This is a genomic window from Kocuria atrinae, from assembly GCF_039531425.1.
Classification (GTDB): domain Bacteria; phylum Actinomycetota; class Actinomycetes; order Actinomycetales; family Micrococcaceae; genus Kocuria; species Kocuria atrinae.
Genome location: NZ_BAAAQA010000015.1, coordinates 98,042 through 113,416 on the forward strand (window position 1 = coordinate 98,042; position 15,375 = coordinate 113,416).

Below are 15,375 nucleotides of genomic sequence, written 5' to 3' on the forward strand. Positions count from 1 at the left end.
CTCGTGGACCGCAGAATCTACGGTATCGAGACCGAGTTCGGCATTACCCACAGCGTGTCCCAGGGACACAGCCTGGGGGCCGACGAGACCGCGCGTCGCCTGTTCGCGCCCGTGCTCGCGTGGGGAAGAGCCTCCAACGTGTTCCTCCCCAACGGCGGTCGGCTCTACCTCGACGTGGGTTCGCACCCCGAGTACGCCAGCGCCGAGGCAGCGTCTCTCGAAGACGTGGTCGCGCAGGACGTGGCCGGTGAGTTGATCGTGGACGACCTGCGCCAACAGCTCCAGCAAGAACTGGACGAGGAGGGCACCGGAGGTACGGTGCACCTGTTCAAGAACAACGTGGACTCCGCCGGGAACTCCTACGGTTCCCACGAGAACTACATGATCTCCCGGCGCACCGAATACGCGCGCTTGGTGCAGGTGTTGATCCCGTTCCTGGTCAGCCGTCAGATCCTGGTGGGTGCCGGCCGCGTGCACCCCAACGGTCCCGCGGAATTCGGAGGTCGGACCCTGGGCGACGGTTCCCACGGACCCAGCTATTCGTTCTCGCAGCGCGCTGACCACATTTGGGAGGGTTCCTCATCCGCCACCACGCGCTCGCGGCCCATGATCAACACGCGCGACGAGCCCCACGCGGATGCCGAGCACTACCGCCGGTTGCACGTGATCAATGGCGATTCGTCCATGTCTCAAACCACCACGGCGCTCAAGATGGGCACCACGGATCTCATGCTGCGCATGATCGAGGCGGGCAAAATCTTGCCGGACCGCACGCTTGCCGATCCCGCCGCGGCGCTGCGCTTAATTTCCCACGATCTCACCGGCCGCGTACAGGTCGAGCTCGCTGCGGGCGAGAAAATGTCCGCCCTGGACCTGCAACGGGAGTACTTGCAGGCGGTCACGCACTTCGTGGATCGTCACGGGGCCCACCACGACCGCGTGGACTGGGTTCTGGAGTTGTGGGAACGGGGTCTGCGTGCGGTGGCCGAACAGCGCTTCGACCTGGTGGACACCGAGCTCGACTGGGCCATCAAGAAGAAGCTCCTGGATTCCTACGCTTCCTCCCACGGCATGGATTACTCCAACCCGCGGTTGTTGCAGTTGGATTTCGCATACCACGACACCTCACCCACGCACGGGCTGTTCCGCATGCTCAGTCGCCGGGGCGCGGTCGCATCCTTCATTTCCGACGACGCCGCTCGGGCGGCCGTCACGCATCCTCCGGCCACGCGCGCGAGCCTGCGCGGTAAATTCATCCAAGCCGTCCTGGACGCGGGGGAGAACTACACGGTGGACTGGGTGCACCTCAAGCTCAACGGTTCCCAGAACCAGCGCACCGTGATGTGCAAGGACCCGTTCGCCACGTCCCAACCGGACGCGGACGAACTGATTGCCGAGGTCCAGGCCATGTCCACCCGCTGAAAGTTCACGGGGAACCCCCACGGGGGAGTTCACCGAGTATCAGCGGATGCTCAAGCGCGTCCTCTAGATTGGTGGGCGAATTCCCACAGTGCTCATTCGTGTTGAAAGGTGAATCCTCCTTTGCGAAAGATTGTTCCGGCCGCGGGTACCGCCCTGGCCCTGTCCCTGATGTTGACCGCGTGCGGCGGCGCCGAAATGGATTCGGTAGAACTCGCCAAGGACCCGTCCGAAGGTACGGCGCCGTCGGTCACTTTCGAGACACCGCTGCAGGTGAGCGATGCGGAAACCAAGGTGCTGCGCGAAGGTGACGGTGCAGAGCTGGACGAGGGCGACAATATCCTGCTGCAGGCCGCACTGTTCAAGGGCTCGGACGGTTCGTCCCTGGGCGATACGTACAGCCAGGGCGCCGGCCAGGTGCTCAAGCTGGATGATCAGCTCAAGGAAGCCATCCCGGAAATGCACGAAGCCCTGATCGACGCCAAGGAAGGCGCGATCATCGCCTACAGCTCGCCGGACACGAGTGGCGCCGCAGGCGACGAGTCCACCTCGGTGGAGGTGTACCAGGTCGCCAAGAAGATCCTGGCTCCCCTCAACGAGGACATGAAGGACACCTCCGACAAGATGCCCAACGTCACCCAGGACGATCAGGGCACCCCCACCATCGAGAAGCCTTCCGGCAAGGAGCCCAAGGACCTCCAGACGGATGTGCTCATTGAGGGCGACGGTGAGGAAGTCTCGGACACGGACACCGTGGTTGCCAACTACGTGGGCGTGCGCTGGGAGGACGGCGAGGTCTTCGATTCCTCCTACGACAAGAACGCTCCCGCGTCCTTCCCGCTCGACAACGTGATCGAAGGGTGGAAGGAAGGTCTCAAGGGCCAGAAGGTGGGCTCCCGCGTGTTGCTCGCTGTGCCGACCGACCAGGCCTACGGCACCGATAAGCAGCTGGGCGAGGATTCGCAGTACCCGTCCGGCTCGCTCGTGTTCGTGGTGGACATCCTGGGTTCGGTCCCCACTCCCGAGCCCGCGCCGAGTGAGTCCGCCGCGCCGTCTGAGAGCGCTGCTCCTCAGCCCTCGGAGGAAGCCGAGGGTTCTGAAGCGCCTGAGCCAGCGCCGTCCGAGTCGGATCAGTAAACTAGTCGATCGGACAGGTCCCGTTACCGGGACGGTTTCTACGAAAGGCCATGACCGTGTCATTTGGACAGCGCAATTTGGATCGCTCCAAGCCGGAGATCGATTTCCCACAGGATCCGGTTCCCACGGAACTGCGCATCACTGACGTGATTCCGGGCACCGGCCGCGAGGCCAAGGCCGGGGACAGCATTTCCTGCCACTACGTGGGTGTGACCTACTCGGGTGGCGAGGAATTCGATGCTTCCTGGAACCGCAACCAGCCCCTGGACTTCACCGTGGGGATTGGTCAGGTCATCCAGGGCTGGGACCAGGGTCTGCTCGGCATGAAGGTAGGTGGCCGCCGCCGTCTGGAAATCCCTTCGGAGATGGCCTACGGCAAGCGCGGCGCTCCCGGCGCCATCGGCCCGGACGAGGCTCTGATCTTCGTGGTCGATCTGGTCGACGTCCGCTAAATGCCCCCATCCTCGGGTTCGGGTTCGGGCCGCTCCACCGCAGCGTCGGCGGAGCGGCTCCTCAACCTGCTCATTGCGCTGTTGGACCGCGAGAGCGGGTACACACGTGATCAGTTGCGGGACATCGTTCCCGGGTACCACAAGGCCGGTAGCCATGACGCGTTCGAGCGGATGTTCGAGCGCGACAAGTCGCACCTGCGCTCCCTGGGCTACCCGGTCGAGGAAATCCCGGATGATGATCCATGGGCCTCGGACGCGCAATTGGCACCGCGCTATCGCGTGTCCCGCGGCTCGTACCGCCTTCCTCAGGTCCAGTTCAGCGCGGAGGAGTCGGCGGTGCTCGCGGTCGCCGCGGACGCCTGGAACGACGCCGCCCAGGATCGTTTGGCGCGTCGCGCCCTGGACAAGCTCGAGCCCGCACTCTCCCACGAGGCGGCGCCGGGCCGGGACGTCCAGCCCACCGTGGCCGTGGCCGACCCCGCGTTCGAACCGTTACTCTCTGCGGTCCTGAGCCATCGGACGGTGCGCTTCGACTATGTGGACCGAACCGGCGCGTACAGTCGCCGCACGGTCCAGCCCTGGGGTGTCGGTTCGCGCTTCGGCGCGTGGTATCTGGCCGGCTGGGATGAGGACCGGCAAGCCGAACGCACGTTTCGGCTGTCCAGAATAATTTCTGAGGTGGCCATCACCCGGGACAGTTTCCAACCTCCCGAAGATTTCTCCATGGGCGGCCAGCTTGCGCGCATGGTTCACCCGCCCACGCGCGTGCGAGTCACGGTGTACGTCCGCCAGGGCGCGGCGCAACTGCTGCGCCAGATTGCCACCCCGCTCACGGCAGAGGATCCGCACCTACCCGCGGGCTTCGATGCCGTGCTGCTGGCAGTCCCTGACACCGAGGGCGCGGCAGAGCACGTGTGCGCTGCGGGACCGGACGCCGTGGTGGCCACGGCTGCGGGCGCCGATCTGGACACCCAACTGGCGGTGGCCCGAGCGGTGGAACGCCGGCTGGCCGAGGCCCGGAAGTTCCAGGAACGCGTGGGCGGTGTGCAGGTTGCCTGGGGTAAACAACGCCGTAATGGAGCCGCCAAGGCCAGTACCGAACAACACCTGGCCAGGCTCCTGCACATCGTGCGTCACGTGTACTCCCACCAGGGAGCGGAACTGGAGGAGACGGCGCGGCACTTCGGCATCACCGACCAGGAACTGGTGGCAGATCTGCAGACATTATTCGTGTGCGGACGGCCCGGTCACATGCCCGATCAGCTGATCGACGCGTCCTGGGACGACGGCCACATCTACCTGGGCAACGCACAGGAACTCTCCGAACCCGTGCGGCTCACGGTGCCAGAGGCCAGCGCTTTGCTCATGGGGCTACAAACTCTCCAGGCGCTGCCCGGCGGCAACAGCGACGTCGTTCGCTCCACCATGCGCAAAGTGGCGACCGCCGCCGATGCCCTGCCGCTCGCCGACGCGCTGGCTGCCCCGGACCAACCCGCCGAGCCCGTGCCCGAGGACACCGAACTGGTGGGCCGGGTGCGCGAGGCCATCGCAAACAACCGGCGCGTGAAGATCCGCTACGTGGTGGCCTCACGGGACGAGGTCACCGAACGCCTTGTGGATCCGGTGCGTATCGTCTCTTCCGACGGTCACCAGTACGTGCGCGGCTGGTGTCTCAACGCCAAGGGGCCCAGGACGTTCCGCGCGGACTGCATTCTCAGCTCCGAGGACATCGGGGAGGCCCAGGCGCACCCGCGCATGGACTCGGAAACCCGCACCAGTCTGTATCCAGAGAAGCGCAGGCCAGTGCAAGCCGTCCTCGTGACCGACCGCCGTGGCCGCTGGATCGTGGAGCACTATCACGCCAAGCGCGCGGCCACCGTGGAACTGCCGCCCGGCGATGAGCCACCCATCCCCGCGGCCACCGGACCCGCCGGGACCCGGGGACCCAAGCAACTGCCGGAGTACGTGGCTGCGGAAGTTGATTTCCCCACGGTGGAAGCGCTGAGTTCGCTCGTGACCAGGCATGCGGGGCACGTGGCCGTGGCCTCGCCGCCCGAGGTGGTCCACGCAGTTGAACAGTGGATAAATAACAGCCTCTTCACGGACGGAACTCGGACTTAGGGGACCGACTCGGCCCTATACTGGGGTCCATGCTGTGGTGGATGTGGATTGTGCTGTGGACCGTTCTGGTCCTGGTCAGTCTTGCGTTCATCGTGGGCGCGGTGTGGGGATTGGTCACCAAGAAGGCCTTACCCGCATTGCGTGAGGTCGAGGCCTTCGCCGATGACCTCACGGTGCGGTGGAACGCCACAGCCCAGGGAGCGTCACAACCACTGCGCACACCCGCTGAACCTGCCGTGTTCACCCCGGTGAACTCGGCCCGCGCCGCCTACTCGAGCGGCCGCGATCAACGACAAACAGCCCGGCTCATCCGCCGCATGAACCGCAAGGACGCCAAGGGCCAGCCCCAACGGCTGTCCGACCTCCGCCGGGCTGAACGGAAAGGACTCCACCATGGGCCGCTTGTTTGACAGCCCCCTCACCATCATCCTCATCCTCGTGGTGATCCTGCTGCTGTTCGGTGCCCCCAAGCTTCCGGGCATGGCTCGCAGCCTGGGCCAGTCCATGCGGATCTTCAAGTCCGAGGTCAAGGAGATGAAGAAGGACGGCGATGACGATAACGTCACCGTGAACGGCCAGCCGGTTTCGGACGGTCAGAACATCTCGCAGCCGCAGAACCCTGCCACGACCAACACCGTGAACAACGGGCCGGTCGCTCCTGGCCAATCAGCCGGTCAGGCGACTGCTCAGCCGAATAACCAGGTTGATCCCAACCAGCGCCCCAGCGCTTAGTCCGCGGGGAACTGCTCAGTACACAGCGCTCGGGCCGAACCGTTTGGTTCGGCCCGGTTGTGCACCTCGGTGCGGCCCAACTCAACGCATAGGTTCGTATGTCTGCCACTGATTCCAAGTCGCTGCGGGGTTCCTCGCGCCGCCAAGAGCGCCGGTCCCGCAAGAAGAGCACCGCACGCAGGAACAATCCCCAGGCCCAGATGGCCCTGAAGGAACACCTGCGGGAGATGCGCAACCGCTTGATCAAGTCCGCCATTGCGGCGGTCATCGGTGCGGTGGCGGGGTTCATGGTCTACAACCCGTTCATGCAGTACATCACCGAGCCGCTGCAACGGCTCGCGGATTCGGGACGAACCGCCACCATCAACTACTCATCGGTGGGTGGCTCTTTCAACATCATGGTCGAGGTGGCCCTGGTGCTGGGTGTCATCTTCGCCTCTCCCGTGTGGCTGTACCAGTTGTGGGCGTTCATCACCCCGGCCCTCCACAAGCACGAACGCCGTTACGCCATGGGCTTCCTGGCCGCGGCCATACCGCTGTTCATCGGCGGTTGCGTCCTGGCCATCACGGCATTGCCCGCGGCGGTGTATGCCCTGACCGCGTTCACGCCCGAGGGCGGCGCAAACTTCGTGGAGGCCAACCAGTACCTGCGGTTCTTCCTCCAACTGATCCTCACTTTCGGCGTGGCCTGTGTGATTCCGGTGTTTTTGGTGGGCCTCAACATGCTGGGCCTGCTTTCCGGGCGCACTGTCCTGAAATCTTGGCGCGTAGTGGTCGTGATCGTACTGGTCATCTCCGCCATGGCCGCACCCGGTCCGGACCCGATCACCATGTTGTACTTGGCCATTCCGCTGCTCGTACTCTTCTTCGTGGCCGTGGGGCTCTGCCTGTTCCTGGACCGCAGGCGTGCCAAGAAGGCCGCCAAGCGGGAAGCCGCCACGGGAATGACGGCTGACAGCGCCACCTCCGCAGACGACCTCCGCAAGATGGGCTAGCAGCGGAACCACGTTCCAACGTTTTATGGGTGTCGGCGCTACGCCGTAGGCTAGTTCCATGTCTTCCTACGCCGACCGTTTCATGGCCGCCAAGGCTCGTGCAGCCCACGCGAGCACCGAACTCGCGGCGTTTGAACAGCTGCTGGATTTCGAACTCGACCCTTTCCAGACGGAGGGTTGTAGGGCGCTTGAACAGGGGCACGGCGTGCTGGTGGCTGCCCCCACGGGTGCCGGTAAGACCGTGGTGGGGGAGTTCGCGATCCACCTGGCCCTGGCCCAGGGCCGCAAAGCGTTCTACACCACCCCCATCAAGGCGCTGAGCAATCAGAAGTTCCACGAGTTCTCCCGCCGCTGGGGCAGTCACCGAGTGGGACTGCTGACCGGCGACACATCGGTCAATTCCGAGGCGGAGATCGTGGTGATGACCACCGAGGTCCTGCGCAACATGCTGTACGCGGATTCCTCGACCCTCACCAACCTCGGGTACGTGATCATGGACGAGGTGCACTACCTCGCCGATCGCTTCCGGGGCGCCGTATGGGAAGAAGTCATCATTCATTTGCCGGAACACGTCCAGCTGGCGTCCTTGTCGGCCACGGTGTCCAATGCCGAGGAATTCGGTGCGTGGCTACATCAAGTCCGCGGTCACACGGACGTGGTGGTGTCCGAACACCGACCGGTTCCGTTGTGGCAACACGTTCAGGTGGGTTCGCAGCTGCTGGACCTGTTCGTCGAGGACACGGTGGAAGAAGCCGCCGAGCGCCAGGCCCAACCGCACGCGGACGAGCCCGCGGTGAATCCGGAACTGCTGCGACTCTTCCGCGCTCAGCATCCGCGCGGTGGTCGCGGGGGAGGCCGCGGCCCCAATCATCGCGGTCGACGCCGCCGCGGACCGCATCATTCCGAGCCCCGCGTGGCGCGCCAGGATCGGATCTCCCGCCCCCATCTGCTCCGCCGGCTGGACGCAGAGGCACTTCTTCCGGCTATCACCTTCATCTTTTCCCGCGCCGGTTGCGACGCCGCCGTGGCCCAGTGCGTAGCCGCAGACCTGTGGCTGACCACTCCCGAGGAACAGAAGACGGTTCGCGCTTATGTCGCTGAAGCGACCTCACACATGACCGCTGCCGACCTGGCGGCCTTGAACTACCACGACTGGTACGACGGCCTGGTGCGCGGTATCTCCGCCCACCACGCGGGCATGCTGCCGGTGTTCAAGGAAGTGGTCGAGCAACTGTTCGCCCAGGGTCTCGTGAAGGCCGTCTTCGCTACGGAAACCCTGGCGTTGGGCATTAACATGCCCGCCCGTTCGGTGGTGCTGGAACGTCTGGACAAGTTCAACGGTGAGTCGAGGGTTGATATCACCCCGGGTGAGTACACGCAGCTCACGGGCCGCGCAGGCCGTCGAGGAATCGACGTGGAAGGCCATGCCGTGGTGCTGTGGCGCGACGGCATGAACCCGCAGGCAGTGGCCGGTCTGGCCTCTAAACGCACCTATCCGCTGAATTCAAGTTTCAGCCCCACCTACAACATGTCGACCAACCTGATCGCCCGCTACGGCGCCAAGCGATCTCGGTCAATCCTGGAAACCTCCTTCGCGCAGTTCCAGGCGGACCGATCCGTGGTGGGGATTGCCAAGCGCGTTCGGTCACAGGAAAAGACCCTGGAGGCCTACCGGGAGGCCATGTCCTGTCACCTGGGCGATTTCACGGAGTACGCGAGGCTGCGGCGTGAGCTCAACGGGCTCGAGAAATCGGCGACCAAGTCCCGTTCCGCACGGCAACGCAACGATGCCGCGGTGTCGCTCCAGGATCTCTTGCCCGGTGATGTCATCGACATTCCGCAAGGACGCAACGCGGGATACGCCGTGGTGGTCAAGGCGGACGAGCATCCGTTCGATCCACGGCCCCATATCCTCACCCTGGACGGGAAATTGCGGCGCGTGGGGGTCAATGATCTGGACGGTTCACTGGAACCCGAGTCCAAGGTCAAGATCCCCAAGCGGTTCTCGGGCCGTTCGCCGCAAGAACGTAAGGATTTGGCCTCCACGGTGCGTGCGGCACTGCGTGAACACCGCCCAGCGCGCGAACGCAGTGGCGGTCACACCATTCGCTTCGACCGCGGGACCTCGGCAAGGGACCGGAAGATCGAGGATCTGCGCCGCGCCCTGCGCTCCCACCCGTGCCACGGATGTTCGGACCGCGAGCACCATGCTCGCTGGGCCGAAAGGGCCTGGAAGCTCGAGAAGGAAACCGACGGACTGCGCAAGCAGATTGCCGGACGCACAGGCAGCATTGCCGCCACTTTCGATCGCGTATGTGCGGTGCTCACGCACTTCGAGTACTTGCGACAGGACGAGTCCGGGAGCCTTAAACCCACGCCGGCCGGTGAACAGTTGCGCCGGATCTACGGTGAACGGGATCTCCTACTCGCGCTGACCTTGCGGGACGGGTTCCTGGACGGCCTCGACACAGCCGGACTGGCTGGTGTCGTCACGGCGCTCGTGTATCAGCCCCGCCGGGACGATCAGGGGTCCCGTCCCAAGATGCCCACGGCTCACATGGAAGCGTCCGTGCAGACCTTGATTCACAATTGGGCGGTGCTCACTGATGTGGAGGCACAGCATCGGCTTCCGCAAACTGCACAGCCGGAACTCGGCCTGGTGGACCCTATGTACCGCTGGGCCCGGGGCGCGAGCCTGACCAAGACCCTGACTGGCACGGACCTGGCCGCTGGCGACTTCGTCCGGTGGGCCAAGCAAACCATCGATCTGCTGGACCAACTGGCGGGAGTGGAGCACGTGGATCCGGCCATTCGTGCCACCGCGCTCGATGCCATCAAGGCGGTGCGCCGCGGTGTGGTCGAATACAGCGTCTTTGAACAGTGAACAACCCCATGATCTTCCGGAGGCAAGCGTGACCCAACAAACGACAACCACCGCGATGTATGTGAACGCCTCGGTGTATTCACCGGTGGATCCGTTCGCCACGGCCATCCTGGTGGACGGGCCCACGGTCGCGTGGTTGGGTTCCGACAGCGCCGCACAGGCCATGGCGGGAGAACAGACCAGCGTGGTGGACGTGGCAGGCGCCGTGATCACCCCCACATTCGTGGCACATCAGCGGATCACCGGTGAGGAACACCTCGTCACCGTCGCTCAGGGGTACGGTGCCGTAGAACTGCTCTCCGACAACGCAGATGTCTTGACCGACGCCGTAGCTCGCGCCAAGAATTCGGGGCTCGTCCCCTTGCCGGTCCTGATCCACCCGGTCACGGACGCCGCGGACATCACTGCGGCCGAGGCACCGCGTCCCTGTCTCGGGATTGAGATCGCCCCCGACCTGGATCACGCAGCATTGGTGGAGACGCTGACGGGCCACCTCGTAGCGTGCTCCGAGGCGCGCTACCAGGCCGTCATGGTGTGCAACGGTGGAGTCGTGGACTCCCCGGAAGGAGCGTCGGGGGCCACTATCGACGCCGTTCTCGAGGCGGCCCAACGGGCCACCGACACGTTGGGGGAGCGGGCGTTCCGTTCTCACGGTCACCGACTCGTGGGAGTGGGCGAACTCAGCGAGGAACAAAGCGAGTCCCTCGCTCGACATGCCTTGTCCGTGAGTTCGCGACCCGGCGTCGCCCCGCTGACGGCCCTGGCCCGAGCGGGTGTCCCCGTGACGCTCATGACGGCGGACGAGAACCCCTGGCAGGCCGTGAAGGACGCTCTCGAGGCTCGGGAACCGAGTCACCGAACTTCGGCACGCGCGGCATTCCTAGCCCTCACACGGGGTGTGTGGCGCGCGCAGCGCGACGCTCAGCCGCTCGCCGGCCAGTTGGCACCCGGTGCGGAAGCAAGCTTGGCCATGTGGGACGCGGAGTCACTCATGGTGCAGCAAGCGCAGGGGACCGGCGCCTCCTGGAGTACGGACCCTCGCGCGCGCACCCCAGCGCTGCCTGCCTTGGACGACCCCCGGTTGCCCGCGTGTGAACGCACCGTGGTCGCGGGAAAAATTGTCTTCGAATGATTGACAACGGGTCATCTTGGTGCTGACCAAAGTTGACCGTTAGACTGAATTCTTACTGCCGGGTGGGTTCATCCGTCCTTAGAAAACAGCGCTGCGGAGCGATCCGCACCTGGTCCGAAGGCGGATGGGCCTGCCCTGTGGTGTGTTCGGGGCGTTTATCCCCGTCCCCAGTGGCCTGAAAGGACGCCCCGTGCGAGTTCTCACCATCATTCCCACCTACAACGAACGCGAATCGCTGCCCACGGTAGTGAACCGGTTGCGGGCGGCCGTTCCGGATGCGCACGTGTTGATCACGGATGACAACAGCCCGGACGGAACCGGCCAGATGGCCGATGAAATGTCCGGCCAGGACGAGAACATCCACGTGCTTCACCGTGCCAAGAAAGAGGGCCTGGGGCCGGCCTACATTGCCGGATTCCGTTGGGGCCTCGACAACGGCTATGACGTCCTGGTTGAAATGGACGCCGACTGCTCCCACCAGCCCGAGCAGTTGCCCCTGCTCCTGGACGCTATCGAGAACGGCGCGGACCTGGCGATCGGATCCCGCTACGTGCCGGGTGGCCGTACCGAGAACTGGCCGTTGGACCGACAGCTGATCTCGCGCGGCGGCAACCTCTATTCGCGCGTGCTGCTGGGCACCAGCATCCACGACATCACCGGCGGTTACCGCGCGTACAAGCGCGCCACCCTCGAAGCGATCGATTTGGATTCCGTTCGTTCGCGCGGCTACTGCTTCCAGATCGACCTCGCATGGCGCACCGAACGCCTGGGACTGAAGATCACCGAGGTCCCCATCACCTTTGTGGAGCGCGAAGAAGGTGTCTCCAAAATGAGCAAGAACGTCACCGTGGAGGCCGCGACCAACGTGGCCAAGTGGGGCTTGACTGCTCGCGCGCAGACTCTGGCCGCCAAACTGGGCCTGGCTAAGTAGCCCGACCGGGGCGAGCCCAAGACGACCTTAAACGCCGACGCCGCGTACCAAGTCTGGTACGCGGCGTCGGCGTCTGTCTGTCGCCCCTGCCCCGGCGGTGCGTCCGTGGGGCGCTTCACCGGGCGTGACGGGATTTAGATCGCGTGGCGTTCCTTGTAGAAGTCCAGGCGCTGCTGCAAAATCTCTTCGAGCTCCTCAGCACTGCGACGCTCCATGAGCATGTCCCAGTGGGTACGCACGTGCTTCTCGTTGGGGTTCTCGGGCTTCTCGCCGTTCACCAGGATCGCCTCGTGGCCGGTCTTGGTGGTCCACACCGGGGGAATCTCCGCCTCCGCCGCAAACATCACGCTCACGGACTCACCATCCTTGGTGCGGTACTCCACGCGTTGGCGCGGGGCCGGTTCAACACCGTTCTCGGTTTCCATCGACTGGGAACCCAAGCGCATTCCACGCAGACTGCGATCGCTCACTGGACGGTCCTTCCTGAAGTCCTACTGGTACAAAGGTCGAGATCCTTGGTTCCGAACACGAGGTTCGGAACCCAGAAATCCGCATCAACCGGGTACAACCATGAACTAGCGTGTTTCATTCCCGGTATTGCCGGAACCGTCCTCACCGGGGGCCGGATCGCCGAAGGGGGCCTCCGGCATCTCGAAGTCGTTGGGGTCGGTCAACGTCAGATCCGGCTCGAGATCTTCCTCCGTGACCTTCACGGTTTCGGATTCCACGATGGGCTCCGAATACGCACTACTGGCGGTGGGCTCTTCGTCCTGATCGTCCCAGGAAGAATCGTGTGGGCCTTCGCCGCCGCCTCCCGGGGTTGCCAGGAAGTTGCCCACACCGCGCAGCGCGGTACTGAGCTCGGCGGGAATCATCCACACCTTGTTGGCGGAACCCTCCGCCACCTTGGGCAGCGTCTGAATGTACTGGTAAGCCAGCAGCTTCTGCGTGGGCTTGGCGCGGTGAATCGAATCGAACACCTTGGCGATGGCCTGGGCCTCACCATCCGCGCGGAGGATAGCGGCCTTGGCGTCACCCTCAGCGGAGAGCACCGCGGCCTGTCGTTCACCCTCGGCGGTCAGGATCTGGGACTGCTTCTCACCCTCGGCCGTGAGGATGGTTGCACGACGATCACGCTCGGCGCGCATCTGCTTCTCCATGGAGTCCTGGATGGACGGCGGGGGAGTGATCTCCTTGATGTCCACGCGGGAAATACGAATGCCCCAGCGACCGGTGGTGGAGTCCAACACACCGCGCAATTCGGCGTTGATCTTGTCGCGCGAGGTCAGGGTTTCTTCAAGGTTCAGGCCACCGACCACGTTACGCAGGGTCGCACTGGTGAGCTCGTCCACGGCCTGGATGTAGTTGGTGATCTCATAAGTCGCGGCGCGGGGGTCAGTGACCTGGAAGTACACAACGGTGTCGATGCCGACCACCAGGTTGTCTTCGGTGATCACGGACTGAGCGGGGAACGGCACAACTTGCTCACGCAGGTCGATCAGGGGAAGCAGGCGATCGACGAAGGGGATGAGGAAGTGGAGACCGGGGTTCAGGGTGGACTGGTACTTGCCGAGACGTTCCACAATGCCGGCGCGGGACTGCGGAATAATGCGAACCGCCTTGATCAAGGCGATTGCCGCAGCCAGCACCACCACTATGAGCAGTACTGTGATGACGATTTCCATGGGGTCCTCTCACATGGGTGGAGTGCGGGCCGGTCGGCCCCACTGTTGTTCTAGTACCCGGGTTGGGAAGCGGGGGAGTCGGAGAAATCCGTGGTGGCGGGGGCGGTGCCGGAAACAACCGCGGTGGCGCCGTCGATGCGGTAGACGTAGGCCTTGGTGCCGACCTCGAGGGTGCCGTGTTCGGCAGAGCGGGCGGTCCAGATATCGCCCTCGAGGCGAACCAGGCCGGTGTTCTCGCTGACGGGTTCCAAAACGGTGCAGGACAGGCCCACCAGGCGCTCGGCATTGGAACGTGTACTCGGGGTGGATCTGTTGATGCGGTTCAGCGCAACCGGGCGCAGAAGGAAGATGAGAAGCACCGCGACCACGGCAAACGTGATGACTTGCAAGGGGATGCTGTGGGTGAAGAAGCTCACTACTCCAGCGCACAGGGCCGCGATGGACATCATCAGGAACAAGAAGTCCAGAGTGAGCATCTCGATCCCAGCCAGAATCAGCATGATGATCAGCCAGAGGATCCAGGGGTTATTGACCAGTGCGTCCCACACGTGCGGCTCCATACTTGGTTGAAGTGTCGGAAGTGGCCGCCTCCGCAGGATGCGCAGCCCGCCACCTGTCGGCTCCCTCCCCATTGTGCCCTACCCCACGTGTCGGGGCCGGGAATGACCGGTTTCGGGCCCATGAGCGAGAACCGGGCGTGCGGCGGTACCCGCGGGTCACTAATTGGTAAATCCGGGTGTGGGAAGTAGTCGGAGGGCATTTCACCCGAGAGAGAAAATTGGTTGTCAGGCAACTGAAGATCAGTAAGCTGGGCGGCAAGCTAGATCACAATGCCATCGTGCAGAGTGATGGCTCGCAAGGCACAAACCGTGCTTTGACGAACGCAATAAACTTGAAGGAGTTCTTGCGATGACCACTTTCGATGTGAATGCGATTCTCTCCAGCACTGCCTACGATGCTGACGGCGACAAGGTCGGCAAGGTTGAGCAGGTGTTCCTCGACGACAACTCGGGTGAGCCCACGTTCCTGACCGTGAACACCGGTCTCTTCGGCGCGAAGGAAAGCTTCGTTCCGGTGAAGGACGTTCGCCAGGACGGCGATCGCGTTGTGCTGCCTTACCAGAAGGACGTCATCAAGGATGCTCCGAAGGTCGATGCAGACCAGCACCTCTCCCCGCAGGAAGAGGAAGAGCTCTACCGCTACTACGAGCTGAACTACGACAACGGTCGTGACGCAGATCGTGACCGCGACCTCAACGATCGCGACCGCAACGCCGCTGCCGGTACCGCTGGCACCGCCGGTGTTGCAGGCGCAGCCGCTGGCCGCGACGGCGATCGCGACCTGACCGACCGTGACCGCGACCTCAACGATCGCGACCGCGGCCTGGTGGACCAGGACCGCCGCGACGTCGCTGACCGTGACCTGACCGACCGTGACGACGCTTCCGTGGTTCGCCACGAGGAGCAGCTCAACGTTGGCACCCAGGAGCGCGAGACCGGCCGTGCACGTCTGCGCAAGTACGTGGTCACCGATCACGAGACCGTTGACGTTCCGGTGGAGCGCGAAGAGGTTTCCGTCGAGCGCACCCCGATCCGTGACGGCCAGGCACGCCCCGGCGCCGGCACCATCGGTGAGGAAGAGGTCGAGGTTTCCCTCCACGAAGAGCGCCCCGTGGTCGAGAAGGAAGCCGTGGCTGTCGAGGAGGTTGGCCTGAACAAGGAGACCGTCCGCGACACCCAGAAGGTCGAAGCTGACGTTCGCAAGGAACAGGTCGATGTCGAGACCGACGCCGATCGCAACCTGACCGATCGTGACCGCGACCTGGACGGCCGCGACGGCAACGCTCCGCGTCGCTGAAACTGATCCGCAACGCTGAGGCGTTGAATC

General features: G+C 64.2%; 14 protein-coding genes. 11 read left to right on the forward strand and 3 right to left on the reverse strand.

Annotated features, from left to right (window positions below):
• Positions 1-3: 3 nt before the first annotated feature.
• From pafA to ABD283_RS07070, 10 genes are all read left to right on the forward strand, one after another.
• Entirely contained in the window at positions 4-1,422 is a 1,419-nt protein-coding gene (pafA, locus tag ABD283_RS07025; protein ID WP_344224267.1) for a Pup--protein ligase, read from the forward strand.
• Between the two features lie 120 nt (positions 1,423-1,542).
• The gene (locus ABD283_RS07030; RefSeq protein ID WP_344224268.1) at positions 1,543-2,556 is read left to right on the forward strand and encodes an FKBP-type peptidyl-prolyl cis-trans isomerase; all 1,014 of its coding nucleotides are present in this window, start codon (positions 1,543-1,545) and stop codon (positions 2,554-2,556) included.
• Between the two features lie 56 nt (positions 2,557-2,612).
• Positions 2,613-3,008: an FKBP-type peptidyl-prolyl cis-trans isomerase gene (locus ABD283_RS07035; RefSeq protein WP_344224518.1), complete on the forward strand. Its 396-nt coding sequence runs from the start codon at positions 2,613-2,615 to the stop codon at positions 3,006-3,008.
• The gene (locus ABD283_RS07040; protein WP_344224269.1) at positions 3,009-5,129 is read left to right on the forward strand and encodes a WYL domain-containing transcriptional regulator; all 2,121 of its coding nucleotides are present in this window, start codon (positions 3,009-3,011) and stop codon (positions 5,127-5,129) included.
• 29 nt (positions 5,130-5,158) lie between these two features.
• Entirely contained in the window at positions 5,159-5,539 is a 381-nt protein-coding gene (locus ABD283_RS07045) for a hypothetical protein (RefSeq protein ID WP_344224270.1), read from the forward strand.
• Positions 5,523-5,861, forward strand: coding sequence for a Sec-independent protein translocase subunit TatA (gene tatA / locus ABD283_RS07050; RefSeq protein WP_344224271.1), 339 nt, complete (start codon positions 5,523-5,525; stop codon positions 5,859-5,861). The genes ABD283_RS07045 and tatA overlap by 17 nt, the downstream gene beginning before the upstream one ends.
• Before the next feature lie 200 nt (positions 5,862-6,061).
• Positions 6,062-6,856, forward strand: a complete 795-nt coding sequence (tatC, locus tag ABD283_RS07055) for a twin-arginine translocase subunit TatC (RefSeq protein ID WP_344224519.1) — start codon at positions 6,062-6,064, stop codon at positions 6,854-6,856.
• Positions 6,857-6,914: 58 nt separating this feature from the next.
• Positions 6,915-9,740, forward strand: coding sequence for a DEAD/DEAH box helicase (locus ABD283_RS07060; RefSeq protein ID WP_344224272.1), 2,826 nt, complete (start codon positions 6,915-6,917; stop codon positions 9,738-9,740).
• A gap of 28 nt (positions 9,741-9,768) precedes the next feature.
• Positions 9,769-10,872 (forward strand): amidohydrolase family protein, encoded by a 1,104-nt coding sequence (locus ABD283_RS07065; RefSeq protein WP_344224273.1) that lies wholly within the window; start codon positions 9,769-9,771, stop codon positions 10,870-10,872.
• Positions 10,873-11,062: 190 nt separating this feature from the next.
• A complete protein-coding gene (locus ABD283_RS07070) occupies positions 11,063-11,803 on the forward strand; it encodes a polyprenol monophosphomannose synthase (RefSeq protein WP_344224274.1) in 741 nt (246 codons plus the stop codon).
• 134 nt (positions 11,804-11,937) lie between these two features.
• Here ABD283_RS07070 and ABD283_RS07075 read toward each other — a convergent pair whose 3' ends face one another.
• From ABD283_RS07075 to ABD283_RS07085, 3 genes are all read right to left on the reverse strand, one after another.
• The gene (locus ABD283_RS07075) at positions 11,938-12,273 is read right to left on the reverse strand and encodes an RNA polymerase-binding protein RbpA (RefSeq protein ID WP_344224275.1); all 336 of its coding nucleotides are present in this window, start codon (positions 12,271-12,273) and stop codon (positions 11,938-11,940) included.
• Positions 12,274-12,378: 105 nt separating this feature from the next.
• Positions 12,379-13,488 carry an SPFH domain-containing protein gene (locus ABD283_RS07080; RefSeq protein ID WP_344224276.1) on the reverse strand — a complete coding sequence of 370 codons (1,110 nt, stop codon included), beginning with the start codon at positions 13,486-13,488 and terminating at the stop codon, positions 12,379-12,381.
• A 50-nt stretch (positions 13,489-13,538) separates the two neighbouring features.
• On the reverse strand, positions 13,539-14,048 hold the full coding sequence (locus ABD283_RS07085; RefSeq protein WP_344224277.1) for an NfeD family protein: 510 nt from the start codon (positions 14,046-14,048) through the stop codon (positions 13,539-13,541).
• 349 nt (positions 14,049-14,397) lie between these two features.
• Here ABD283_RS07085 and ABD283_RS07090 point away from each other — a divergent pair, with 349 nt between their 5' ends.
• Positions 14,398-15,345, forward strand: a complete 948-nt coding sequence (locus ABD283_RS07090) for a DUF2382 domain-containing protein (protein ID WP_344224279.1) — start codon at positions 14,398-14,400, stop codon at positions 15,343-15,345.
• Positions 15,346-15,375: the final 30 nt, after the last annotated feature.